Below are 22,973 nucleotides of genomic sequence, written 5' to 3' on the forward strand. Positions count from 1 at the left end.
GTTCACTTATTCGAAAAGCCTGCCGCACCTCCTCCCGCGGCAGGCTTTTTCGTTTTCGGGCTTATCTCACGATGATCAAGGCATGGCGGCTTCGTGACGCTCTCAATGTCACAAAGCCGCATGAGTGGTCCTGCACAAGTGCGCCCGCAGACTTTATGATCCTTCTAGCGAACTTCCAGACGCGAAATCGGCCGCAGGCTTATGCGCGACAATGGCGTAGCGGTGCTGGAGTCCGCGGGCGACAGCCTTGAAGAAGCCGAAATGCGCGGCCTGGGTCTTGTGGATCTGCCGCATGTCGGTATCGGTGGTCACCTTATCAAAGCCCGCTTTTTCAATCAGGCGGCTAACCTCCTCGGCTCGCGCACCGCGGGCGAAATGGACGCGCGACAGGATGCTTTCATGGGTTCCGGCCATCGACTGGGGGGCGTGATGCGCCTGCGGTTGCACAAGCCCCCCCAGCTCCAGGAGGGCCGCAAGTCGCTTGACGAACCGCTCGGCCAGTCCTGTGTTGACGAAGTCCCCGTCAATCACGAGCAGCTTGCCGCCCGGTTTGAGGACGCGCAGCCATTCTCGGAAACAGGCATCCGGATCGACCAGCGTCCAGACTAGGTGCCGCGTGACGATCACGTCGTAACTGTTATCGGCTTCATGCGTATTTTCTGCGTCGCCGAGGTGAAAGCGGATGATCCGGCCGCGTGTTGCAGCTTTCGCCCGGGCTCGCTCCAGCATGGCTTCCGACCAGTCGATCCCTGTTACCTGGTAGCCAAGATCGTCCATCAGGTGGGAGATCACGCCGGTACCGCTGGCAAGGTCCAGCGCCTTGCGGCCCTGACCCTTTCCGAGATGTCTCTCAAAGAGCGCGTGCCAGGCGGCGCGTTCTTCCTCGGAAAAGATTTCGTGTCCGGGAGACAGGTCGAAGGTTGCAGCGCGTGCTGACCAATAGGCCTTGATTTCATCCCGCAACGTAAAATTCGCACCCTCGGTCATCGGATCCCTTTGCCTGTTCGGTCTTTGTCTCAACTTCGAATTCTTCTAAAAGATAAATCTTGACTATTAAAGTCATCAAATAATATGTGCCGGGCAGTTTCCACCGGAGAAAAATCCCATGCGTTTTTCTGGCAAGTCGGCGCTCTCAGCCCTTGGCCTCCTCGTCTCCACCGTTCTGCCTGCAATGGCCGATCCTGTCGTCATCAAGGATGTCACGGGGCGTGACGTTGAGGTCAATGTGCCGGTCGAGCACGTAATCCTGGGTGAAGGTCGTCAGATCTACTTCCTCGCCGCGCTCGACAAGGCTAATCCGTTCCAGCACGTCGTCGGCTGGCGCGATGATCTGCCGAAAGCCGATCCGGAATCCTATGCCGCCTATCTCGAGAAGTATCCGGAGATTGCCAAACTGCCGACCTTCGGTGGAATGAAGGACGGCACCTTCGACATCGAGCAGGCCGTGGCTCTGAAGCCCGACGTCATCCTGATGAATGTCGACGCCAAGACTGCGACGGAAGAAGCCGGTTACATCGAGAAGCTCGCCAAGGTCGGAATCCCGCTTGTCTATGTCGACTTCCGCGAAAAGCCGATGGAAAACACCGAGCCGAGCATGCGCATCATGGGCACCCTGATGGGCAAGGAGAAGGTCGCCGAGGACTTTATCGCGTTCCGCGCCGATGCAATCCGCAAGGTAACGGACGTGCTCGAGAAGACCAACCCGTCCAAACCTGTCGTGTTCATGGAGCGGGCAGGCGGCTATTCCGATGATTGCTGCATGTCCTTCGGCAACGAGAACTTCGGCAAAATGGTCGAGCTGGCCGGTGGCGTGAACATGGCCAAGGACATCATTCCCGGCACCTTTGGCACTGTCAATCCGGAGCAGATCATCGCCTCCAATCCTGATCAGGTCATCATCACCGGTGGCATGTGGGAAAAATATGTGCCGGCTGGCAACTGGGTCGGCGTCGGCTATGGCGCGGACACCAAGGAAGCGCATCGCAAGTTGGAGAACCTGACGAAGCGACCTGCCTTCACCGGCATCAAGGCCGTCGCGGATGGTAACGTCCACGCCATCTGGCATCAGTTCTACAACAATCCCTATCAGTTCGTCGCGATCCAGCAGATTGCCAAATGGCTGCATCCCGATCTGTTCAAGGATCTCGACCCGGACGCTACGTTCAAGGAGCTGCATGCGCGCTTCCTGCCTCTCGACTACAAGCCGGGATATTTCGTCTCGCTGAAGGGCGAATAGTCGATGAGTGTCGCGGTGAGCGAAGCACAGGTAACGGGGCGCGATCAGTATCGCGCCCTTGCCTTCCGGCGGATCCTGATCCTGACGGCGCTTGCCATGGCACTGGCCGCCAGCATCGCCATCGATATGGCGTTGGGGCCTGCAAACTACAGCCTGTCCGAAGTGCTCTCGGCCCTTTTTCAGCCTGAGGCCGTTGGCAACCAGCTTCGTGTGGTCATCTGGGATATCCGTATGCCGATTGCCCTGATGGCCGTCACCGTCGGTGCCTCGCTCTCTGTTGCCGGCGCGCAGATGCAGACGATCCTGTCGAACCCGCTTGCCAGTCCTTTCACGCTCGGCATCTCCGCCGCCGCCAGCTTTGGCGCGGCGCTCGGTCTGGTCTCTGGGGTCGCAATCTTTCCCAGTGCCGTCCAATATATGGTGCCGATCAACGCCTTCATCATGGCGATGGTGGCTGCACTTTTCATTCACTTCGCCTCGACCTTGCGTGGCGTGACGGTTGAAACGATTGTCCTGCTCGGCATTGCGCTGGTTTTCACCTTCAACGCCGCCTTGTCGCTCCTCGAATATCTGGCCTCCGAGCAGGCGCTTGCGGCCGTCGTCTTCTGGACCATGGGCAGCCTGACCAAGGCGACCTGGGACAAGGTCTATGTCACAGCTGCTATCCTCGTTGTTACCTTGCCGCTATTCGTCCGCAACGCCTGGGCGCTCACGGCCCTGCGGCTGGGAGACGACAAGGCCGCCAGCATGGGCGTGAACGTGCGGCGCCTGCGCTTGCACACGATGTTGATCGTCAGCCTGCTGGCCGCCATCCCCGTTTCCTTTGTCGGTACGATCGGCTTCGTCGGCCTCGTTGGTCCGCATATTGCCCGAATGGTTGTCGGTGAGGATCAACGCTTCTTCCTGCCTGGTGCCGTGATTTGCGGCGCCTTGCTGCTCTCGGCGACATCTGTGGTCAGCAAGATCCTGATCCCAGGCGCTATCCTGCCGATCGGCGTGATTACCGCGCTTGTCGGCGTTCCCTTCTTCTTCATTCTGATTTTCTCGAACCGGAGGCGCGCATGGTAAGCTTGGTGCTGAAGGACCTGGGCGCCAGTTATGGGCGCACGACGGTTCTCTCCAAGGTCGCGGTGGACCTTCTGACCCCGGGCTCGACGACAGCGGTAATCGGTCCGAATGCAGCGGGGAAATCCACCCTGTTCAAGAGGATTGCTGGCATCATATCAGGCCCCGGCGTCGTTCAGCTCTCGGATGCCACGCGCGGTGATCGGTCGATCTGTTACATGCCCCAGGACACGGGCTCGAATGCCGTGCTCTCGGTCTACGAGTCGATGCTTCTCTCTGCCAAGCAAGGTGGAGGTTGGCGGGTCCACGATGACGAACTCTTCGAGATCGATGCAATCCTCAAGGCTCTGCGGATCGAGGATATTGCGTTTCGCGGTCTTGACGCACTGTCCGGCGGTCAGCGGCAGCTGGTCTCCCTTGGTCAGGCGCTGGTCCGCAAGCCCGAGGTTCTTTTGATGGATGAGCCGACCTCGGCGCTCGATCTGCACCGCCAGATCGACGTGCTCGAATTCGTCGCTGATCTTGCCGCCCGCACCGGCATGATCGTGTTGATGGCCTTGCATGACCTGAACCATGCCCTTCGTTATTGCACAAACACGATCGTCATTGCGAATGGCGAGATGGCATCGAGCGGCTCGACGGGGGATGTCATCACGTCCTCCATGTTGCGTGACATCTACCGCGTCGACGCCCGTATCGAGACATGCTCACGCGGCCGACCGATGGTGATTGTCGATGGCGCTCTTTGATTGCCGCCGCCTCCCCCGAAGGCCATCGTCAATCTAAACCCGAAGCGCCCTATTCAACTTTAGTTTAATGCCATGTGGCCCTGAACAGGTGAATGGTAAACTGAAAATTTAGTGGTTCCTGATAATCGTCGTGATGAATGATCGGATCTGATCGCGAAGCGTCCTCTTGACCGCTTGTTTCCGCAGATTTGGAAGAGGGCAGTCATTTTTGACCCTCGGCAACGGGGCCAGGGCCGGTGTGGTTCGAGGTTGGTTGGATCGGGTGTTCTGGCGCTGCAAGTCACGGAAGCTTGCTGGACCATTGGCCTGGTATTCCGTTGGGTTCAGGGGCGAATGAGTAGTGCTTGGCAAGTCCTGGTCGGGAATCTCGCTGCCGTGGCGTTGATTGTTTCGATCTGGACGCATGTTTCCTATCGATTGTACAGGCTTTCAGCCGTCAAGCAGAGTGCGGGCCTCGGCTTGGCGCTGGGTTTTGCTGCCATGTCCTCGATGTTGCTCGCCGTGGAGTTCGATCAGGGCATCATCTTTGACCTGCGCCTCGCAATCATCGAGTCGGCTGCCGTATTTGGCGGGCCTCTTGCCGCCCTTGTTGCTGCAGTCATGGCCGCATCGTTCCGCATCTATCTGGGCGGGGCGGGTGTCGTGCCGGGCTTGGTATCAATTGGCATCGTGATGATCTTGGGGCTTGGCCTTTGGTTCATCGCGGGAAAGCGACCGGTTGAGCACGCGGCAACCATTTTTTCGGCCGCGGCGCTTGCGGGATGCCTGTCCGTCGCTGTCTTGTCCCTCCTGTCTCAGGAGGCCTTTGATCGGGCGCTCAAAGAGGTTGGCCTTCCCATCGCCACCCTGAATTTTGCAGCAACTGCATCAATCGGATTCTATCTTGCTTATTTTCGCCGTTTCACTCTGGAACGGGACATTCTCTACGCCGCTCTGACGCAGGCACCAGACTACCACTATGTGAAGGATCTGCAGCACAGATTTGTCGCGACCAACCTTCGAGTGGCGCGCCACAATGGCAGAACGCGCTCCTCCGAGATGATCGGGCTGACGGATTATGATCTGACTTCGAAAGAACGTGCCGATGAGTTGATCGCGATTGAGGAGGAAATTCTCGCCACCGGCAAGCCGCTTGAACGGTTCGAGGAATTCCTGGTTGAGGAAGGCAAAGAGCCTCGCTGGTACTCGACGTCCAAGGTTCCCCTGCGCAACCGCCAAGGAAATCTCGTCGGCCTGTCCGGTGTGACCGTAGATATCACCGAGAAGAAAAATCTTGAGCAGGAGCTTCGCGCGAGCCGGAACGTGATGGCGCAAGCCATGGCCGAAATGTCGGATGGCCTTGCCATGTTCGATCCGGACGGGCGGATCGTTTTCTGCAATGAACAGTACCAGGCTCTATTCCCGCGCTCCGCATATGCCCGCTGCAAGGGTGCCCATATAACGGACATTATCAGAGCCTCCGTGCGAAACGGCGAGCGCAAGGATCTTCCGATCGACCTGGCAGAGGATGTCATCCAGGAAGCGGGGCGTCAGCTGTTCGTCAACAAGGATGAGATCCTTGCTCTCGCGGACGGGCGCTGGCTATCATTGCGTACGCGTGTCACCGAAGACCAGCGCGTTCTGGCTCTGGTGTCGGATATCACGGCGTTGAAGGAATCCGAGCAGTCGCTGCGAGAACTCGCCGAACAAATGAAGGGTCTTGCCGAGACGGATAGTCTCACCGGACTTGCCAATCGTCGGTCGTTTGACAACGCCTTGTCGCGAGAATTCAATCACGCCCTCAGCAGCAGCAGGCCCTTGTCTCTTTTGTTGGTCGATGTCGACAGGTTCAAGCGCTTCAACGATACCTATGGTCATATGGCTGGGGATGAATGTTTGCGTAAAGTGGCCGGATGCATCAGTAAAGCGGCCCGCCGTTCATCGGATCTCGCCGCGCGATTTGGTGGTGAAGAATTCGCGATCCTGCTTCCAGACACCAGGGCTGACAAGGCTATTGCCATCGCTGACAGGCTTCGACAGTCCATCCGTGACCTTGCTATCCAACACGAAGGTAGCGAATTCGGTAGCGTGACGGTGAGTATCGGTGCAACGGTCCTGTCATCGCAGTCTCTGATTTCCAACGCGGCGGAACTTGTCGCGCGCGCCGACCTTGCGCTTTATCAGGCAAAAGGCGCCGGGCGTGACTGCGTTGGCTTCCAGCGTCTGGAGGACGACCGCGAAAGGAAGTCGGCCTCCCGCTCCTGAGGATTTTAAAGAGCTGTAAGTGACCCTCTGTGCCCCAAATTCAGGTTCGGATCGCACCCAAGTCCGAATGGTTCAATTCACATTCTTCGCCAGCAGCCGAGCGAGCGTCTCGACTTCCTGCTCCAGCCGTTCTGGAGCAATCCCGACAAAGCGGTTTTCCAGGCTAATAGAAATCACCCCGTGAATGGCGGCAAATATGGTCCTCGCCCGGATGGCGATGTCTGGCGCGGACGCGTTGGGCATGTTCCGAGCAAGCGGTGCGGCGATGAAGCCGATCAGAAAGGCATGTTCGGCAATATGCCAATCCGGTACCGCCACGCCTTCGGGCATGCGGTGCTCGAAAAGAGCGAACCACAGATTTCGGTTGCAAACGGCAAAACGCAAATAGGCAAGCGATAGGCTGGCATAGATCTGGTCGATGGCCTCTGCTTCGGCAATGGCTTCTGAGAGAGCGGTTTCCATCCGCTTCAGCGTTCCCGAATTCACGGTGAGTACAAGAGCGTCCAGATCTTCGAACACCGTGTAGAGGCTTCCAAGGGCTGAACCGGCGCGTTCGGCAATGTCTCGTGCCCTCAGCCCCTTGAGACCCTGTTCTTGGATCAGCTCCCTGGCGGCTGTGATCAGCCGTGTTTTCAGGTCCTCCTTTTTGTGCCCCGGTTGGTTCGCCATTAATCCGATCCTCCCTCAATGAACGTTGTTCATTTTTTATATTGAACGGCGTTCATTTCTGTGCGACAACATTATTGAACGTTGTTCATATAGGGGAAAACGCAGATGTTCAAACAGATACTGACATTGATGCGCGGCCGAACGTATGAGGCACAAGAAGCCTTCACCTATCACCATGCGCTTCCCATCCTTGCCCAGCAGGTCCGGGATGCTGCTCGCGGTGTTGAAGCCGCAAGGCGCGCTGTGGCCGTTGCCATGGCGCAGAACCGGATCGAGGCGGAAAACGCCGAGCGGCTCTCCAAGCGTATTGCCGACCTTGAGACGCGAGCCATTGCTGCGCTTGAAAAGGATCGCAACGACCTGGCCGCCGAAGCGGCATCCTCCATCGCCCGCCTTGAGACCGAATTGCAGAATGCCCGTCAGGTACAGTCTGAATTCGCGACCGGTATAGAGCGCTTGCGGCAGGCTGTTCGACAAAGCGAGATGCGGCTTGCAGCGCTCCGGCGCGGAGAGCGGCTCGCCGTGGCCCGCGAGCGCACTCGCAAGCTCACCGCCGATGTCCCAGGTGAAGACCTTTCAACACTGGCCGATGCGGAAGCAACATTGGCACGCCTCGAGCAGCGCCAGCGCCAGTCAGAATTGACGGCCGAAGCTTTGGCGTCGTTGGAGGCCGACTCCGATCCGTCCGCCCTGGTCGAACGACTGGCCGCCGCCGGTTGCGGACGCCCGCTCGTCACCAGTGCTGACGAGGTGCTTGAGCGCCTGCGCAGTCGCATGAACACGTCCCATTGAACCGAACGAGCTCAACCGAACAAATCAGGGGAACCACGACCATGAACGACAGTCTGATGAAACATTCGTCTGCCTGGACAAGCTTTTCCTACGCCAGCTTCGGCCTCGCCGCCTTCATGCTGGGCTTGGGGCTCTACATGATGCCACTCGATCTCTGGGGCAAAGGCTACCTCACCATGGGCATCCTCATGCTGGTCCAGACAACGGTCAACGTTACCAAGACGCTGCGCGACAACCAGGAAGCCGACAAGCTTTTGCGCCGCATCGATGACGCCAAGACCGAAAAACTGCTTCTCGGCATGAAGAGTGATGACGTTTAACCACAGATTGACCTTGCCGGGAATTTCTTCAACTCATGAAAGAAACGGCAAGGCTTTCTCTCTATCAGTCCCACAAAAGGGAGATGTGCAGTGCAACAGAATCTCATGACCTCCAGGCGTTTTGCGCCACTCTTCTGGACCCAGTTCCTTTCGGCCTTCAACGATAATTTCTTGAAGAACACCCTGGTCTTCCTGATCCTTGCGACTGTGGCCGCGGATCAGGCCGCCTCGCTGGTCACGCTTGCCGGTGCTGTCTTCATGGCGCCGTTCCTCCTCTTCTCGGCCCTGGGCGGTGAGCTTGCCGACAAGTTCGACAAGGCTGTCATGGCAGAGCGTCTGAAGCGGGTGGAACTTGTGGCCGCAGCCGTTGCGGTGCTTGGGCTTGCCTTCCATTCGATCACGGTCCTGATGATCGCACTCTTCCTTTTCGGTATCATTTCCGCGCTGTTCGGTCCGGTCAAATACGGCATCCTTCCCGATCATCTGGAGCGCAAGGACCTGCCGCGCGCCAATGCCTGGATTGAGGGCGCAACCTTCATAGCGATCCTGGCCGGCACGCTTGTCGCAGGTCTTGCGGCCACCGATGGCGTTGATCCCTGGCTTTTCGGACCGATGATGCTCGGTCTTGCGGTTGCCTGCTGGCTGTCCAGTCGCTTTATTCCCCGCGTCGGCGCCAAGGCGCCGGATCTTGCCATCGAGCACAATGTGTTCCGCTCGACAGGCCGCCTTGTCAATGCGCTGCGTGGCGACAAGCGCCTGTGGCGTTCGGCATTGATGGCCTCCTGGTTCTGGCTCGTTGGGGCCATCGTGCTCTCGCTGCTCCCGCCGATGGTGAAGGGCAATCTCGGCGGCAGCGAAACCGCGATCACCGCTTATCTCGCCGTCTTCGCGCTTGCCGTGGGTGCAGGTTCTGCCATCGCGGCCTGGATGTCGGCTGGCCGCATCGTGCTTCTGCCGGCCCCTGTCGGCACCCTGATCATGGGCCTCTTCGGTCTTGATCTCGCCTGGAGTGTCGCCCAGGTGGATGTCACAACTCCTGCCGCATCTCTTTCGGCCTTCTTCGCGGGCCCTTATACGATCCGCATTGCGATTGATCTGGCCGGTATGGCGATTGCCGGCGCCTTCCTCGTTGTGCCCACATTTGCGGCACTGCAGGCCTGGGCGGAAGAGGAGCATCGCTCGCGCGTCATTGGTGCCGCCAATGTACTGTCGGCCGGTTTCATGACGGTGGGTGGCGGTGTGGTTGCCGCCCTGCAGGCCGCCGGTGCTGCAACCCCAATGCTTCTGGCTGGACTTGCGGTCACCAACATTGTTGCATCCTGGGTCATGCTGCGCACGCTGCCGACCAACGCTTTCCGTGATTTCATCTCTATTCTGTTCCGCGCATTCCTGCGGCTTGAGGTCGATGGCCTCGACAATCTGAAAAAGGCCGGTAAGGCGCCGATCATCGCGCTCAACCATGTCTCCTTCCTCGACGGTGCATTGGCGCTGGCGCTCACCGAAGACGAGCCAACCTTTGCCGTCGACTACACCATTGCTCAGGCCTGGTGGGTGAAACCCTTCCTCAAGATGTGCAACTTCCTGCCGCTCGATCCCTCTAAGCCGATGGCGACGCGCACGCTGATCAAGACGGTCAACAATGGCGAGCCGCTGGTCATCTTCCCTGAAGGTCGCATCACGGTGACGGGCGCGCTGATGAAGGTCTATGACGGTGCGGCCATGGTGGCTGACAAAACCGGCGCGATGGTCGTTCCGGTCCGCATAGACGGGCTGGAAAAGAGCTATTTCTCGCGCCTCTCCGCGCAGCATGTACGCAGGCGGCTTTTCCCAAAGGTAAAGGTGACGATCCTGCCGCCGGTCCGCCTGACGGTTCCTGCTGAGTTGAAGGGTCGCAAGCGCCGCATGGCGGCGGGCGCAGAACTCTATCAGGTGATGTCCATGCTGATGTTCACCACGACCAATACCAGCACCACCGTGCTCGAAAAGATCATCGAAACGGCGACGGATCGCGGCATGGGCCGTCTGGCGATCCAGGACCCGGTGACCGGTTCCCTGACCTATGCCAAGCTGCTGACCGGTGCCGCAGTCCTCGGCGCCAAGTTCCGCAACCTCTATCCCGATGACGAAACGCTCGGCGTTCTGCTTCCCAATGCCAATGGATCCGTCGCCACGCTTCTCGGCGTCATGTCCGCTGGCAAAGTTCCGGCCATGCTCAACTTCACGGCCGGTTCCAGCAATATCCTGTCGGCCTGCAAGGCAGCTGGCGTGCGCCGCGTGCTGACGTCTCGTGCCTTCGTTACGCAGGCCAAGCTCGGTCCAGTGCTGGATGACATGGCGAAGGCGGTCGAGATCGTCTGGCTCGACGACCTGCGCCAGACCATTGGCTTTGCAGACAAGGCGCTGGGCTTCCTGCGCAAGGGGCGGCCGCTGGCGAAGCGCAAGGCAGATGATGCCGCGGTGATCCTGTTCACCTCAGGCTCGGAAGGTACGCCAAAGGGTGTCGTGCTCACCCACCGCAACATCCTGTCGAATGCCGCGCAGGCCGCGTCCCGCATCGATTTCCACGCTGGCGACAAGGTGTTCAACATCCTGCCGGTGTTCCACTCCTTCGGCCTGACCGCTGGCACCATCCTACCGCTGGTCTCCGGCGTGCCGGTCTATTTCTATCCGTCGCCACTGCACTACCGGATCATCCCGGAGCTGATCTATTCCTCCAATGCCACTATCATCTTTGGTACGGATACCTTCCTCAACGGCTATGCCCGGACGGCGCATCCCTATGATTTCCGCTCCATCCGCTATTGCTTCGCCGGAGCCGAACCGGTGCGTGCCACGACACGTGCGCTCTACATGGAAAAGTTCGGCGTGCGCATTCTCGAAGGCTATGGTGTGACGGAAGCCGCACCGGTCATCGCGCTTAACACGCCGATGTTCAATAAGGCCGGTAGCGTCGGCAAGATCATGCCAGGTATGGAATACCGGCTGGACGCCGTGCCGGGTGTCGATGACGGCGGGCGTCTGTTCGTGCGCGGCGCCAATGTCATGGCGGGTTATCTCCGGGCCGAAAACCCCGGCGTGTTGGAGCCGACCCCGGATGGCTGGCATGACACTGGCGACATCGTCACGGTCGACGACGAAGGGTTCATCACCATCCGGGGCCGCGCCAAGCGTTTCGCCAAGATTGGCGGGGAAATGGTCTCGCTGGCGGCCGTCGAGGCCCTGGCTGGCGAACTTTGGTCCGGAAAACTCTCCGTTGTCGTCTCGCTTCCCGATGCCCGCAAAGGAGAACGTCTGGTGCTGCTGACGGATCAGCCCGACGCGACCCGCGCCGCATTCCTGCGCTTTGCGAAGGAAAAGGGGGCTATGGACATGATGGTGCCAGCCGAGGTCCAGGTCGGCACGGTGCCTGTACTCGGCTCCGGCAAGGTCGACTTTGTCAGTGCGCAGAAGATGCTGTCAGAGCGAGCGAAATCCGAAGAGGCGGCTTGACCGCTTGATGAGGGGTCGGCGAAGGCCGGCCCCTTCAGTCCATGAGCACAAGCTCTGGCGCTGGCAGGCGATATTTCGCCATGCCGGCAGGTGCGGGACCGACGCGCAGCACATTGATCAGGCGATGACCGGATGGCACGGCAAAACGTTGGCCCATCGCCTCTGCGGCCTCAGGCATGTCAGCCAGTGATGCCATCGGCCAGCCCGCAAGACGAAGCCGGGAAAAGCCCAGCCAGAATCGATAGAAGGCCCGGCCCGTCGTGACCGGGCTTTCGTCAAATGGGCGGTAAAACAGCAGACAAGCCGTCGCACTCAGGGTCTTGGCGGCTTCGGAGACCAGCGATTTGCCAAGCCTCAAACGATCCGCAATGTCGAACAGCGGAGACGCCAGCACCTTGCCGGCGAGTGCGCCTTCTAGCCGGCCCATATGCAGGGCCTCAAGGTTGAGCCCATCCGTCGCGTAATTCGGGTGTCCCAGCGAAAGCCGCATCCAGCTGACGAGTTCGTCGCGGAAGGCGCAGTCCCTCATGATGCCAAGGCTCGTCTCGTCATTGAGGGTTGCGACAAAGGACAGCGCCTCCGGGCCGGAAGCGGAGATCACGTCATCCTGCTGCGCTACCCACCCATCGAGCGCCATCCGGATCTCGGCGGTAGTGGGGCAAAATGCCCCGCGCCAGGTGAAGCGCTTTTCCGCATAGGCGGAGAGGTCTGAGGCCTTCGCCTCACCGCCAAGCGTGAGGCGTGCCGCCAGCCGGTAGCCGGCACGGACTTCGAGATCCTGAGCCCAGCAGTCCTCGACGCTCGCGCCGAGACCACGATCAGCCAGTGCCATTACCATGCCTTCAAGCGCCGTACCGCAGGACAGACCCATGTCGCGTCCGGTTGGGTCTCCAACGGCGAGATGGCGAGAGAGGTCTGCCAGTACGAGAAGCCGACCAGTCTCGTCCATGGCAAAGCGAGCCGGCTGGGTATTGTGGACGGACGGCGCGCGATTGGCCTCGGCGGCAAGTGTCTGGAAAGTGGAGAGATCGAGCTGGGTCATAGGGTCTTGCCAAAGAGATGAAGTTTATGAAGTGGTCGAGCACCGGCCTTCTCAGCCTGACGAAGGCTTGCGGCATTGGAGTCGGCAATCCAGGTGCCGCCGACAGTCTGATATCCAGCGGATTTCATCTGGCCAAGCACATGGGCGAGCATCAGGGGATTAAGCCCTCGACCCTGAAAAGCAGGTTTGACACCCTGAAAGATGACGACCGCCCGGCGTCGTTTCAGCCGATGTTTGATCAGATGCCACGGCGCGGAAAGTCCGATGCGCGATCCCATGGCCTTCAGCATCGGGTTCACATCAGGGATGGCAATAACCGCGCCTGCCGGAGCCCCGTCCTTTTCGGCGACGGCGGAGATGCGGGGATCCATGATCCATTTCATCTCCTTGGCCTGAAACTCATATTCTGCCCGGCTGACCGGCACGAACATCGGGTTGTCGATGAAGCTCTCGTTGAGGATCAGCCGCGAGTCTTCCAGTCGCCGATCGAGTGTGGAGCGCTGGATCGGCGAAAAGGCAAAGCCGTCAGCGAGCAGCGCCTGCATCGCGGAACTCTTCAGAATGCCGTCGAGAGGGGCTGTGCGCAGATCGATCTCGAAAGTGGTCATAGGAAAGGATGGGCTGTAGCCGCGGCTTTCCAGAAGCTTCGGCAAATGGGGTGGTCCCCAGATCTGGTCCGTGTAGGGAGCATGCTCGAAACCGTCGGTCATGATGCCGATCTGCTGCATGGCCGTCAGATTGAAATTGCCGATGATCTCGGAAAAGCCGCGGCTTCGGCCCCAGTCTTCCGCGCGCTCAAGCAGGCTTGCGGCTACTTGTTCATCATCGACACAATCGAAGTATCCGAAATAGCAGCGGCCGAGGCCGAACCGAAGGTTCGAGGCGCGATGGACATGGGCGGTGATACGGCCGCGGACCGCCCCGTTTTCATGCGCGGTGAAAATGGCGAAATCGTCGGCAGTCTCGAAGAGCGGGTTGGTCTTGGCCGAGAGAAAGCGCCGAAGATCGCTCAGCATCGGAGAGATATAGGGCGAGGCTTTGCCATATGCGGCAAAGGGCGCCGCGAAAAAGGCGTTGATGTCACCCTCACGGATGTCGATCATGGGTCCGCTCCGAGATTAACAAGGCCATGCGCTGGACGACTTTCAATTCCGTTTCTGCGCCGGGCGTGGCGGAGACGGAGGGCATGTTGAGTGCAATCAGCCGGAAGGGTTTCTTGGAGACGAGCATGACATGCGTCGCCTCGTATTTTTCGAAGAGCCAGGCCAGTTGCTCGATTTCCGCTTCGGATAGTGCCGATGTTTCCGAGGCGCGCAGCAGCGGCCGGGCGGAGAGAAGCGTCTTGAGGCTGGTCAGATCGAGGTCGGCGAGATCCGTCTCTTCCAGCAGCAGGGCGCCCTCCACCATGGGATGGATCTGCAATTCCTTGAGAAAGCCCATGGTGTCGTCGATGCGGTCTTCGGCAAGGTGGCGAATGAGGCTCTGGCGCCGCTGTTCCATGCGCAGGCTGAGACTGTCCTTCCAAATCACGGCAACGAGGGCGGCAGAAGTGACAACACTTGCCGTCCGGATCAGCGCTGCCGTGTCGAAGCCCGCCTCCAGCACGATGGCAAGCGCTGCAATGAGCGATACTGCTGTCAGAATGACAAACGAGACCACGGTGTCGCGGTGGCTGACCGTGCGTTGGCCAAGGCTGATCAGCAGCCAGCAGAGAAAGAGGATTGCCACGCCGCCAAGCCGCACGGGAAAGTCCACATGGGTGGAGCGAAAGTCGGTAATCAAGAGCGGCAGAATAAGGAGCAAAGACAGGGCTATCCGGTCGACAGCCTGGTTTTCAGCTCGCGATAGGCTCTTGCGATCCCGCGTAACGGCCATGTGGCCTGCAAGGGCGAGGGTCAGCAACTGGTAGAGGAAGAGGCCGATCAACAGCCATGGACCGAAGAGCGCGTCGGGGAGGAAGGCAAGCACGGCGAAACTCGCTGCCCCGCCACCGGCGATCCACTTGGTCAGGGGTGGTGCATGGCGGCGCATCAGGGCTTCGGCAACGAGAACGGCGGCCAGTGGAACCAGGCCGGCGGCAATGATCGTTGCCGCTTCAAAGACGAAAAAGCCCGTCCACCAGGCCAGGACGCGGCTGACCATCAAGACGGCAAGAACCCGAAGGCCGAACAGGAAGCGGCGTGTCTGCGGGCTGCCGGCGTCGAAGGAGCGTATCGCGCGGATCAGCACGATCAGGCCGAGAAAGGCCGCAAGCGAAATGAAGGTATCGGCGATCGTCGGCGGGAGGTTCATGGTGCCGCAAGCCGCGTCAGGAAGCGCCGGACCAGAGGGCGCAGCATGGCCGCAATCAATGCATTGCGGGGACGCTCGACCCGGCCGGCATGCGGATTGAAGAACCAGCCACGGAAATCCGCCCCGTGGGGCTTTCCGAGCACCGCGTTAATTGCCTCATAGGCCATCAGCATGCCGGTCGAGATTACCATGGGGGCAAAGGACATGCGGCTGCGTTTGCCGGCGACCACTTCGCCCGCAAGCGCGAGATCGACATGATGGCGCGAAGAAGAATGGACCATCACGTGCTCGGCCTCTGAGAGGAAAGCCTGGGCGCGCTGGTCCGGGCTGAGGGCATTCCAGGCAGTGCCGATCGTCGGATATCCGAGCCGCTCTTCGGGCATGGGGTCGGTCGGGCGGGTGACATAGACCGAGGGTAGGGGCGAGGCATAGGCGTCGATCACCGTTTTGCCGTGGCTGCGGGCGGTGCGATAGAGGAGCAGGCTGGCGCCCAGATCATCCGTGCCGTTGATCACCACGTCAGCCTCGGAGACGAGGGCCTCCACATGCGCCGTCCATTCGGGTCCAAAGACCGTCACCTTGAGTTCGGGATTGATCGTCAGGCAGACGTCACGCGTCGCCTCCGCTTTCGGCTGGTCGATCGTGTGAGCGAAACAGAAAACCTGACGATTGAGGTTCGACACCTCAAACTGGTCGATATCCGCCAGGATCAATTGGCCAATGCCAGCGCGCACCAGCGCCTGGATGGCCGCACCACCCATGCCGCCGGTGCCGCAGACGAAAATGGTGGCATCGTGAAGCCGCTCTTGCTCGGCCTCGCTGATGAAGCCGATATTGCGGTTGGTGAAAGTGCGGTAGGAGAATTCGCTCATCGTTTGGAAGGCCTCAATATGCCCCACTGGCGGTCACTGTCCATCCAGTGGATGACAGGCAGAACAAGGCGTTGCACGGTCACGATCAGGGCGGCGACGGAAAGGCGGCCGAGTGCATTGCGCGGCACGCTTTCGAGCAGATAGCGCTGGGCGGCCTCGAGATCGATTTGGCCGATCTGCAGGAGATCGTCGCCGCGGTCATAGTCGAGTTCCGCGGCGCAGAAGTCGTTATATTCTGGCTTGCGGTGTTTCGGTGCCGCGTCGAACGTCTTCTTCAGATTGTCGGAACCGCCCGTATAGGCATTCGTGATGACGAAACGGTCCGGGTCGAAGCCGGCATCAGGACCGACGCCGAAGACATGCCGGTGCGAGCCCATGATCTCGGTTGCGATCAATTGCTTGCGAAGCGCGCGCCGCGCCCCTTGGGTCGGCGAGGGAAAGACATCGGAAAATGTCTCGGCCACCATGCCAGCGACGGCCGGGACCTGTGTGACATTGGAAATCCACAAGGGCCGCAACTGATTGCGCAGGAAAAGCAAAAAACAGGTGAGGCCGTAAAGCACCCAGGAAAGCCCCTGGCTGCGCACGGCAGGATCGATCATCACGAGACCGAGATGCAGCACGTCGGTCGGCTTTCCATAGAGGGAAAGGGAAATGACCGGAAGCGCGTTGAAGGCGACCGGCATGCCATCGGAGACGCGGTAGACGAGGGTTATGATGGTGCGGTTCAGTGCGTCTTCATGCTCGGAGAAAACGCCATAGTCCAGATCGCCGCCCGGAACGGCACGGGACGCCACGGATTTCAGATCCTGCCTTAGCGCCGCAAGCCCCGCGGCCTTCATCCAGAGGCCGGGGAACTCGACGATCCGCGCACGAAACTCGGACGAGGTATTGAGCGTCAGGTCGAGGCGCTTCTTGAAGACGATGGAAAGCGGGTTGAGCACGGTTCGGATCCAAGGCGCCGCCGGGAGAGCAAGCTCGGTTTGTCGGAGGCGCTATAGTTGCGGCCGAACCCTTTCATTTGCTTTAAGCGGTGGATCCGTGCTGCCTCATACCTGTGCGCTCGATTTCAGTGCGGATTTCAGCGCATAGCCTTGATCTGCGAGATTTTCCGGCGCGATGACGGCGTTTCTCTCGATCAGTTTTTCAGCCAGGCGGATGTCTTTGGCAACGAGGTTGCCTTTGGCAAGGCCGTACGCTGCCTGAAGTATACCGTCTTCATCCAGCTCGAACAGCAAGACCCCGCCATCAGTAAGGTCGCGCCGGATTGTTGTGCGCTCCGGCTTGTGGAGGCCGACACCCTGGAGCCCGAGGTTATATTGGTCGGACCAGAACCAGGGCAGTGCTGTGAAGGCTTCGGTGCTTCCCAACATGGCCGCTGCGGCAAAGCTGCCTTGATCAACCGCATTGCGCCACGTCTCGAACCGCATGGTGCCATAACGTGGATGGTTGATGGCGGCACAGTCGCCGGCGGCATAAATGCCGTCCTCCGATGTCTTCAGCTGCTGGTCGGTTAGAATGCCGTTCTCGCAGGAAATACCGGCGCCCGATGCCAGTTCGACATTCGGTTCGACACCAATTGCCACGATGGTGAGGTCGGCCGGCAGGATGGTGCCATCGCCGAGCGTCACGGTCTTGGGTCCGATTGCCTGAACCGATTGGTCGAATAGAAACCGCACCCCAGCCTCCCCATGCCGTTCGACGATCATCCCGGCGAGCAGGGCGGGAACAGCGCGACCCAAGGCGCGGGGGCCAGCTTCAACGACGGTAACTGTCAGGCCCCGAGAGTTGAGTTCGGCGGCCATTTCAAGGCCAATCAGACCGGCTCCGATGATCACTGCGTTTCCGCCAGGCTCGGCCTTGGCGTAGATGGCCTTGGCATCGGAAGCGGTGCGGAGCGTCAATGCCTGTGTCATGTCCGGCATCGCCAGCTTGCGGGCGCGGGCGCCGGTTGCCAGAAGCAGCCTGTCATAGAAGATGTCGGCCCCGTCGTCGCATCGGATCGAGCGCGCCACAGGATTGATGTCGACAGCAAGGGTGCCGATCCGCGCATCGATACCGGAGACATCGGCGTCGATCGGTCGATGATATCCGTGGTCGTTAGTCGGTTTCGAGAGGGCAGGTCGCTCGTAAGGGGCGAGTGTTTCTCCGTTCAGCAGGATGATGTGCTGCTCTCCGGCACCGCGCAGGGCGATAGCCGCGCGCAGGCCCGCTTCGCCTGCACCAATGATAACATGCTTCATGATCGTGACCTCGGAGGAGGGGCGAGCGGGTTTGCCGCCCGCCATTGCGTTGTGTCAGGCGAGGACGCTTGCGAGCGTCACCGGATGGCCATTCGCCAGCGACTGCGCAGCGGCTTCGGCCATGGCGAGCGCTGCCACGCCATCCTGGAGTGTGACAGGCAAGGCTGCGCCATCGGCGACGGCGGCAACGAAGGCCGCCCATTCGGCCGCATAGGCCGGCATGTAGCGCTCAAGAAAGAAGTAGGTCGGTTTCGCACCGGTTACGCCTGAAGTCGTCGACTTCACGACGGTGTTCTCAAGCATGTTCTGGGCCTGCAGCAAGCCTTCAGAGCCGAGGAGTTCAAGCCGCTGGTCGTAACCATAGACGGCACGCCGGCTGTTCTTGATCACGGCAATCCGACCGTCTGCATAGGAAAGGGTGACCACTGCCGTGTCCACATCGCCCGCTGCACCGATTTCAGGATCGACGATCGAACTGCCGACGGCCGATACGGAACTCGGAGTGGCGCCCATGATGAAATTGGCCATGTCGAAGTCGTGGATCATCATGTCGCGGAAGAGGCCTCCGGACACCTTGATATAGGCAACCGGTGGAGGTGCTGGATCGAAGGACGTGATCGACAGAAGTTCGGTCTTGCCGATCTCACCCCTGTCCGCTGCAGCCTTTACGGCAGCGAAATTCGGATCGAAGCGGCGATTGAAGCCGATCATGACGGGGCGGCCGGTCTGGGCCGCCGCCTTCTCACAGGCGCGAGCCCGTGCAAGGCTGAGATCCACCGGCTTTTCGCAGAGAACGGCTTTACCGGCGGCGGTTGCCCGTTCGATCAGATCCGAATGCGTGTCGGTCGATGTGGCGATCAGGACGGCGTCAATGGCGGGATCGCTGAGCACGGCATCCGTGGAGCGTGCTTCGGCGCCATATTGCGCAGCGAGTTTTTCAGCGGCAGCCTGATTGATATCGGAAATGGCAACCAGGCGGCTGCCGGGATTGCTGGAGATGGCTGTGGCGTGGACGCCGGCAATCCGGCCGGCGCCGAGGAGGCCTACATTCAACATGGCGATATCCTTGATTGTTTGAGAGTTATTGGCTGAAACCAGCCTTGAAAGCGTCGAATTCGGCGTCGGCGATGGAGACGTTGTGCTGTGCTTCCGGATAGGCGCCGGAATTCACGTCGGCCACAAATTCCTTGAAGGCGGCAATCCGCTCCTGCTGAAGGCGATCGAACTCTGCCGAGAAATTGCGATAGGTCTTCGCATGCCGCGGTTTGTGACCATCGGTATGGCCGAGCACATCTTCGGCGAACAGATATTGCGCGTCTGCACCGGGGCCAGCGCCCATGCCGAGCATGATCATCGAGGTGTTTTGCGAAATCAGTTCGCCGATCCGGTCAGGCACCACTTCGAGTTCCGCACCGAAACAACCGATGGATTCGAGATCCTTCACATGCTTCCAAAGATTCAGCGCCTCGGTTGCCGTCTTGCCCACTGCGCGAAAGCCAGTCCAGGTGATGTAGGAGGGAATGAGACCGACATGGGCAACGATCGGCACGTGGTTGTCGCAAAGCACCTTCTGGATGTCATAGGATGCAGCACAATAGAAGCAGTCGCCCCCCATGGCGGCAAAGTGATAGGCGGCGCGCAAATAGTCCTCGGCGGTGGCAAGATGCTGCCCCTGGAAAAGTCCCCAGCCGCCATAGGGGAGGCCAACCTGCACGAAGCATCGGCCAGCGGCCTCGCGCATCTCGGGGCTGAAGAAGCGCCCTTCGATGGAAAGCATGTGGATGCCCGCAGCGTCGGCCGCTGCCGCCTGTTCCAGGGTCGTGACGTAAAGCATGGAAATCTTTTCGCCACGCGCCTTCATGCCACGAATATCGGATACGGTCGGACGGGCGTTCCGGTGAACCATGGTCGGCTCCTCAGTGCTGGGTCAAAAAGTGAAGGCGTTGCGGAAGGCTTCGAGTGCCTCGTCCGCATCGCCTGACGCAAATGCCTCCATGCCAACCGGCCCTTGATAGTCCATCGCTTTCAGTGCCTTGGCGATGCCGTGCCAGTTCAATTCGCCTGTGCCGGGCTCACAGCGTCCGGGTACGTCTGCAACCTGGATCTCGCCGATGAAGGGCAGGCACTTCCGGCAAAGCTCGATCAGATTTCCTTCGCCGATCTGTGCGTGATAAAGGTCGAGGTTGAGCCGCAGCCTTGGGTGATTGATGCCCGAGACAAGCGCCAAAGTGTCTTCGGCCCGACCAAAGGGCACGCCCGGATGATCAACAGGCAGATTGAGGTTCTCCAGCGTGAAGACGACACCCTCTTCCTCCGCCATCTCCACGATCCGGTGTAGCGTATCGCGTGCCTTAAGCCACATGGCGCCCGTGACAACCTCGATGGGTTGAACCGGCAGGCCGCCGTCGCCAAGGCCTGTGCCATGCAGGTTGAGACGCTGTACGCCGAGCCGCTTGCCGACTTGCGCCGTCTCACGGGCAGTCCGCAGGAGTTCGTTTGCCCCTTCGTCGTCCGTCAGGCGACCTGTGAGGTAGCCATTCATGATGGTAAAGGTCGCGCCGGTCTTTTCGAGCTTTGCAAGATCATGATCCGGCCAGTTCCACAGGCCCACGCCGAAGCCCTGCTCCTTGAGGCGGCTGGCTCGCCATTCGATGGGTCTGTCGCGCCAGATCATTTCGGCGCAGGCTGCGAGTGAAAACTGGGTCATGGGTCAGATCTCGATAAATATGTCGTTGTCCTGAACCTTCACCGGCCAGGTTTTCAGGTTGATGCAGGCAGGCGCACGTTTGGCCTCGCCGGTGCGATAGTCGAAGGTGGCATTGTGCTTGGGGCATTCGACGGTGTGGTCCATGACCAGTCCGTCACCCAGATGCACGTGTTCATGCGTGCAGATTCCATCGGAGCAGTAGAATGCGTCCTCCGGGCTGCGGACGACAATGAAGGTGCGTCCTTGATGATCGAACCGGATCAGATCCTCCTGCTCGATCTCGTCTGTTGCGCAAACGCGGGTCCAGGTCCCCATTTTCGTTTCCTTGTCTCTGTTCGTATGGTCGGGTTGACTGAGGCGTTCTTGGCTGAGGTTGCAGCGCCACACGGTCGGGCACCCGATATGCGGTTGATTTACGCTGCGGCCTGTGGCGTCGCGCTCTCGGCTTCATTCCGGCTGCCGTCGATGGCCGCTTCCAGATCGGCCATGGTTTCTCCCCCGGCCATCAGATCGGTGATCTCCTCACGGGTCTTTTCGCCGCGTTTGAAATCGGCCGCGATCGCGCCCCGGATGAGCACCGCAAAATGGTCCCCGACGGCCATGGCATGGGTGACCTGATGGGTAATGAAAACGACTGCAAGACCCCGGCGTTTGGCCTCGTTGACGATCCGAAGCACATGTGTCGCCTGCTTTACGCCGAGCGCTGCGGTCGGTTCGTCGAGGATCAGCACGCGGGCGCCGAAGTGGACGGCCCGCGCAATCGCAAGCGACTGCCGCTCCCCGCCTGAAAGCCCGCCGACAAGCCGGTCTCCGTCATCGATCCGCGTGATGCCGAAATCGCGGACCGCCTTTACGGCGATTTCGTTCGCCTTCTTGCGATCGAAGATCTTGAATGGGCCCCATCCCTTGGTCGGCTCAACGCCCACAAAGAACGAACGCCCGATCGACATCAGTGGGAACGTGCCGCCGAACTGGTGTACGGTCGCGATCCCACGCTCGCTGGCTTCACGCGGATTGCGAAACGCGACAGGCACACCGTCCATTTCCATGGTGCCGGAGTTCGGCGTGTAGACGCCCGATAGGGTCTTGATCAGCGTCGACTTTCCGGCGCCATTGTCTCCGAGAAGACAGAGAACTTCTCCGGCGCGGATTTCCAGCGAGATATCGTTGAGCACGTCAATCGGACCGAAGGACTTGCAGATGTTGGTCAGCTTCATGATGGCTGCGGTCATGGCACGGGACCTCACTTCTTCTTGCTACTGTAGGAGAGCGCCATCTGGCGGAAGGTATTGTTCATCAAAACGGCCGCGAGCAGCATGATGCCGATGATCAGGCTCGAAAGGTTCCGGTCGAAGGTTGTGAAGTAGATGCCCTGGTTGACGACGGCGAAGGTGATCGTGCCGAGGAAAATGCCGATGATCGAGCCAAAGCCACCTGTCAGGAGTACACCACCAACGACCACGGAAATGATCGAGTTGAAGATGAAGGCGCTGCCGGCCGAAACCTGGGCTGAGTTGAACAGCATGGCCTGGCACATGCCGACAAAGGCGGCACTCACGGATGAGACGACGAAAAGCGCAATGGTGAGCTTGTCAGTTGGGATGCCGGCATTGCGGGCGCTGATCCGGTCGCCGCCCATCGCGAAGATCCAATTGCCCCAAGGGGAGAAGTGGACGACAAAGATGTAGGCGGCGGTCAGTGCCAGCCACCACAGGATCATCACCTGGAACGTGTTGTTGATGAACGAGCCGAAGATCAGCTTGGCCACGCCATCAGTTGCAAGCGCCACGCTGGTTGAGCCGGTGAACATCACCGAAAGGCCAAGAGTAAGACCTGCAACTGCAAACAGCGTACCCAGTGTCACAATCAGCGAAGGTACGGCGGTTCTGACGACCAGCAGACCGTTGATCAGGCCCACCACGACGCCGAGACCCAGCGCGCCGCCGATTCCGACCCAGATCGGCAGGTCGAAATGGCCTGAGATGATCGCGACCGTCATCGAGCCTGCCGGGATCATGGAGCCGATGGACACGTCCAGTTCGCCCGCGATCATCAGCAGGCCGATCGGGATGGCAATAACACCCAGATTGGCCGCAACATTCAGCCAGCTTGATGCGCCGGCTGGTGCGAGAAATTGGGACGATCCGAAGATCGTGAAGAAGACGAGAACGAAGACGAGGCCTAGAAATGCACCAGCTTCGGGTCGGCGCAAAAGGCCGGAAAAATGAATGTGTCGCACGGTTTTCCCTTTCA

At 59.9% G+C, this 22,973-nt stretch carries 21 protein-coding genes; 7 read left to right on the top strand and 14 right to left on the bottom strand.

What is annotated here, in order from left to right:
* Positions 1 to 153 precede the first annotated feature (153 nt).
* Entirely contained in the window at positions 154 to 987 is an 834-nt protein-coding gene (locus IP76_RS21650; protein ID WP_054160320.1) for a class I SAM-dependent methyltransferase, read from the bottom strand.
* A gap of 118 nt (positions 988 to 1,105) precedes the next feature.
* On the opposite strand from IP76_RS21650, the gene IP76_RS21655 reads away from it, so the two are divergent.
* The 4 genes from IP76_RS21655 (at position 1,106) to IP76_RS21670 (ending at position 6,294) form a co-directional block, all read left to right on the top strand.
* Positions 1,106 to 2,236 (top strand): ABC transporter substrate-binding protein, encoded by a 1,131-nt coding sequence (locus IP76_RS21655; protein WP_054160321.1) that lies wholly within the window; start codon positions 1,106 to 1,108, stop codon positions 2,234 to 2,236.
* Between the two features lie 3 nt (positions 2,237 to 2,239).
* A complete protein-coding gene (locus tag IP76_RS21660) occupies positions 2,240 to 3,304 on the top strand; it encodes an iron ABC transporter permease (protein ID WP_054160322.1) in 1,065 nt (354 codons plus the stop codon).
* Positions 3,298 to 4,050: an ABC transporter ATP-binding protein gene (locus tag IP76_RS21665; RefSeq protein WP_054160323.1), complete on the top strand. Its 753-nt coding sequence runs from the start codon at positions 3,298 to 3,300 to the stop codon at positions 4,048 to 4,050. The genes IP76_RS21660 and IP76_RS21665 overlap by 7 nt, the downstream gene beginning before the upstream one ends.
* 375 nt (positions 4,051 to 4,425) lie before the next feature.
* Positions 4,426 to 6,294: a diguanylate cyclase gene (locus IP76_RS21670; protein WP_245281541.1), complete on the top strand. Its 1,869-nt coding sequence runs from the start codon at positions 4,426 to 4,428 to the stop codon at positions 6,292 to 6,294.
* 72 nt (positions 6,295 to 6,366) lie between these two features.
* Here the strand turns inward: IP76_RS21670 and IP76_RS21675 are convergent, their stop codons facing one another.
* Positions 6,367 to 6,963 (bottom strand): TetR/AcrR family transcriptional regulator, encoded by a 597-nt coding sequence (locus IP76_RS21675; protein ID WP_054160325.1) that lies wholly within the window; start codon positions 6,961 to 6,963, stop codon positions 6,367 to 6,369.
* Positions 6,964 to 7,068: 105 nt separating this feature from the next.
* Between IP76_RS21675 and IP76_RS21680 the strand changes: the two genes are divergently transcribed.
* The 3 genes from IP76_RS21680 (at position 7,069) to IP76_RS21690 (ending at position 11,564) form a co-directional block, all read left to right on the top strand.
* Entirely contained in the window at positions 7,069 to 7,755 is a 687-nt protein-coding gene (locus IP76_RS21680) for a PspA/IM30 family protein (RefSeq protein WP_054160326.1), read from the top strand.
* 41 nt (positions 7,756 to 7,796) lie between these two features.
* Positions 7,797 to 8,075 carry a YiaA/YiaB family inner membrane protein gene (locus IP76_RS21685; RefSeq protein WP_054160327.1) on the top strand — a complete coding sequence of 93 codons (279 nt, stop codon included), beginning with the start codon at positions 7,797 to 7,799 and terminating at the stop codon, positions 8,073 to 8,075.
* A 90-nt stretch (positions 8,076 to 8,165) separates the two neighbouring features.
* Positions 8,166 to 11,564, top strand: coding sequence for an acyl-[ACP]--phospholipid O-acyltransferase (locus IP76_RS21690; protein ID WP_054160328.1), 3,399 nt, complete (start codon positions 8,166 to 8,168; stop codon positions 11,562 to 11,564).
* A gap of 34 nt (positions 11,565 to 11,598) precedes the next feature.
* On the opposite strand, the gene IP76_RS21695 is transcribed toward IP76_RS21690, so the two are convergent.
* The 12 genes from IP76_RS21695 to IP76_RS21750 all read right to left on the bottom strand — a co-directional run bounded on the left by IP76_RS21695 (position 11,599) and on the right by IP76_RS21750 (position 22,959).
* Positions 11,599 to 12,606: a hypothetical protein gene (locus IP76_RS21695; protein ID WP_054160329.1), complete on the bottom strand. Its 1,008-nt coding sequence runs from the start codon at positions 12,604 to 12,606 to the stop codon at positions 11,599 to 11,601.
* Complete coding sequence (locus IP76_RS21700; protein ID WP_054160330.1) at positions 12,603 to 13,709, bottom strand: GNAT family N-acetyltransferase; 1,107 nt, start codon at positions 13,707 to 13,709, stop codon at positions 12,603 to 12,605. Before IP76_RS21700 ends, IP76_RS21695 begins: the two co-directional genes overlap by 4 nt.
* Positions 13,693 to 14,898 carry a hypothetical protein gene (locus tag IP76_RS21705; protein ID WP_054160331.1) on the bottom strand — a complete coding sequence of 402 codons (1,206 nt, stop codon included), beginning with the start codon at positions 14,896 to 14,898 and terminating at the stop codon, positions 13,693 to 13,695. The genes IP76_RS21700 and IP76_RS21705 overlap by 17 nt, the downstream gene beginning before the upstream one ends.
* The gene (locus tag IP76_RS21710; RefSeq protein ID WP_054160332.1) at positions 14,895 to 15,770 is read right to left on the bottom strand and encodes a ThiF family adenylyltransferase; all 876 of its coding nucleotides are present in this window, start codon (positions 15,768 to 15,770) and stop codon (positions 14,895 to 14,897) included. The genes IP76_RS21705 and IP76_RS21710 overlap by 4 nt, the downstream gene beginning before the upstream one ends.
* Positions 15,767 to 16,714 carry a hypothetical protein gene (locus tag IP76_RS21715; RefSeq protein ID WP_054160333.1) on the bottom strand — a complete coding sequence of 316 codons (948 nt, stop codon included), beginning with the start codon at positions 16,712 to 16,714 and terminating at the stop codon, positions 15,767 to 15,769. The genes IP76_RS21710 and IP76_RS21715 overlap by 4 nt, the downstream gene beginning before the upstream one ends.
* A 105-nt stretch (positions 16,715 to 16,819) precedes the next feature.
* On the bottom strand, positions 16,820 to 18,013 hold the full coding sequence (locus tag IP76_RS21720) for an NAD(P)/FAD-dependent oxidoreductase (RefSeq protein WP_054160384.1): 1,194 nt from the start codon (positions 18,011 to 18,013) through the stop codon (positions 16,820 to 16,822).
* A gap of 54 nt (positions 18,014 to 18,067) precedes the next feature.
* Positions 18,068 to 19,069, bottom strand: coding sequence for an inositol 2-dehydrogenase (gene iolG / locus IP76_RS21725; protein ID WP_054160334.1), 1,002 nt, complete (start codon positions 19,067 to 19,069; stop codon positions 18,068 to 18,070).
* Positions 19,070 to 19,094: 25 nt separating this feature from the next.
* Positions 19,095 to 19,919, bottom strand: a complete 825-nt coding sequence (locus IP76_RS21730) for a 3-methyl-2-oxobutanoate hydroxymethyltransferase (RefSeq protein ID WP_054160335.1) — start codon at positions 19,917 to 19,919, stop codon at positions 19,095 to 19,097.
* A gap of 21 nt (positions 19,920 to 19,940) precedes the next feature.
* The gene (locus tag IP76_RS21735; RefSeq protein WP_054160336.1) at positions 19,941 to 20,720 is read right to left on the bottom strand and encodes a TIM barrel protein; all 780 of its coding nucleotides are present in this window, start codon (positions 20,718 to 20,720) and stop codon (positions 19,941 to 19,943) included.
* A gap of 3 nt (positions 20,721 to 20,723) precedes the next feature.
* Complete coding sequence (locus tag IP76_RS21740; protein WP_054160337.1) at positions 20,724 to 21,035, bottom strand: MocE family 2Fe-2S type ferredoxin; 312 nt, start codon at positions 21,033 to 21,035, stop codon at positions 20,724 to 20,726.
* Between the two features lie 98 nt (positions 21,036 to 21,133).
* Positions 21,134 to 21,952, bottom strand: coding sequence for an ATP-binding cassette domain-containing protein (locus tag IP76_RS21745; protein ID WP_054160338.1), 819 nt, complete (start codon positions 21,950 to 21,952; stop codon positions 21,134 to 21,136).
* 11 nt (positions 21,953 to 21,963) lie between these two features.
* Positions 21,964 to 22,959, bottom strand: a complete 996-nt coding sequence (locus IP76_RS21750; RefSeq protein WP_054160339.1) for an ABC transporter permease — start codon at positions 22,957 to 22,959, stop codon at positions 21,964 to 21,966.
* Between the last annotated feature and the right edge of the window lie 14 nt (positions 22,960 to 22,973).

It is taken from the genome of Rhizobium sp. AAP43 (genome assembly GCF_001296045.1).
Lineage (GTDB): Bacteria > Pseudomonadota > Alphaproteobacteria > Rhizobiales > Rhizobiaceae > Allorhizobium.

What these genes read in the sequence shown, in the direction of transcription:
- IP76_RS21650 (WP_054160320.1), bottom strand. Translation starts at nt 987, where the DNA reads ATGACCGAGGGTGCGAATTTTACGTTGCGGGATGAAATCAAGGCCTAT.
- IP76_RS21655 (WP_054160321.1), top strand. Translation starts at nt 1,106, where the DNA reads ATGCGTTTTTCTGGCAAGTCGGCGCTCTCAGCCCTTGGCCTCCTCGTC.
- IP76_RS21660 (WP_054160322.1), top strand. Translation starts at nt 2,240, where the DNA reads ATGAGTGTCGCGGTGAGCGAAGCACAGGTAACGGGGCGCGATCAGTAT.
- IP76_RS21665 (WP_054160323.1), top strand. Translation starts at nt 3,298, where the DNA reads ATGGTAAGCTTGGTGCTGAAGGACCTGGGCGCCAGTTATGGGCGCACG.
- IP76_RS21675 (WP_054160325.1), bottom strand. Translation starts at nt 6,963, where the DNA reads ATGGCGAACCAACCGGGGCACAAAAAGGAGGACCTGAAAACACGGCTG.
- IP76_RS21680 (WP_054160326.1), top strand. Translation starts at nt 7,069, where the DNA reads ATGTTCAAACAGATACTGACATTGATGCGCGGCCGAACGTATGAGGCA.
- IP76_RS21685 (WP_054160327.1), top strand. Translation starts at nt 7,797, where the DNA reads ATGAACGACAGTCTGATGAAACATTCGTCTGCCTGGACAAGCTTTTCC.
- IP76_RS21695 (WP_054160329.1), bottom strand. Translation starts at nt 12,606, where the DNA reads ATGACCCAGCTCGATCTCTCCACTTTCCAGACACTTGCCGCCGAGGCC.
- IP76_RS21700 (WP_054160330.1), bottom strand. Translation starts at nt 13,709, where the DNA reads ATGATCGACATCCGTGAGGGTGACATCAACGCCTTTTTCGCGGCGCCC.
- IP76_RS21705 (WP_054160331.1), bottom strand. Translation starts at nt 14,898, where the DNA reads ATGAACCTCCCGCCGACGATCGCCGATACCTTCATTTCGCTTGCGGCC.
- IP76_RS21710 (WP_054160332.1), bottom strand. Translation starts at nt 15,770, where the DNA reads ATGAGCGAATTCTCCTACCGCACTTTCACCAACCGCAATATCGGCTTC.
- IP76_RS21720 (WP_054160384.1), bottom strand. Translation starts at nt 18,013, where the DNA reads ATGAAGCATGTTATCATTGGTGCAGGCGAAGCGGGCCTGCGCGCGGCT.
- iolG (WP_054160334.1), bottom strand. Translation starts at nt 19,069, where the DNA reads ATGTTGAATGTAGGCCTCCTCGGCGCCGGCCGGATTGCCGGCGTCCAC.
- IP76_RS21730 (WP_054160335.1), bottom strand. Translation starts at nt 19,919, where the DNA reads ATGGTTCACCGGAACGCCCGTCCGACCGTATCCGATATTCGTGGCATG.
- IP76_RS21735 (WP_054160336.1), bottom strand. Translation starts at nt 20,720, where the DNA reads ATGACCCAGTTTTCACTCGCAGCCTGCGCCGAAATGATCTGGCGCGAC.
- IP76_RS21740 (WP_054160337.1), bottom strand. Translation starts at nt 21,035, where the DNA reads ATGGGGACCTGGACCCGCGTTTGCGCAACAGACGAGATCGAGCAGGAG.
- IP76_RS21745 (WP_054160338.1), bottom strand. Translation starts at nt 21,952, where the DNA reads ATGACCGCAGCCATCATGAAGCTGACCAACATCTGCAAGTCCTTCGGT.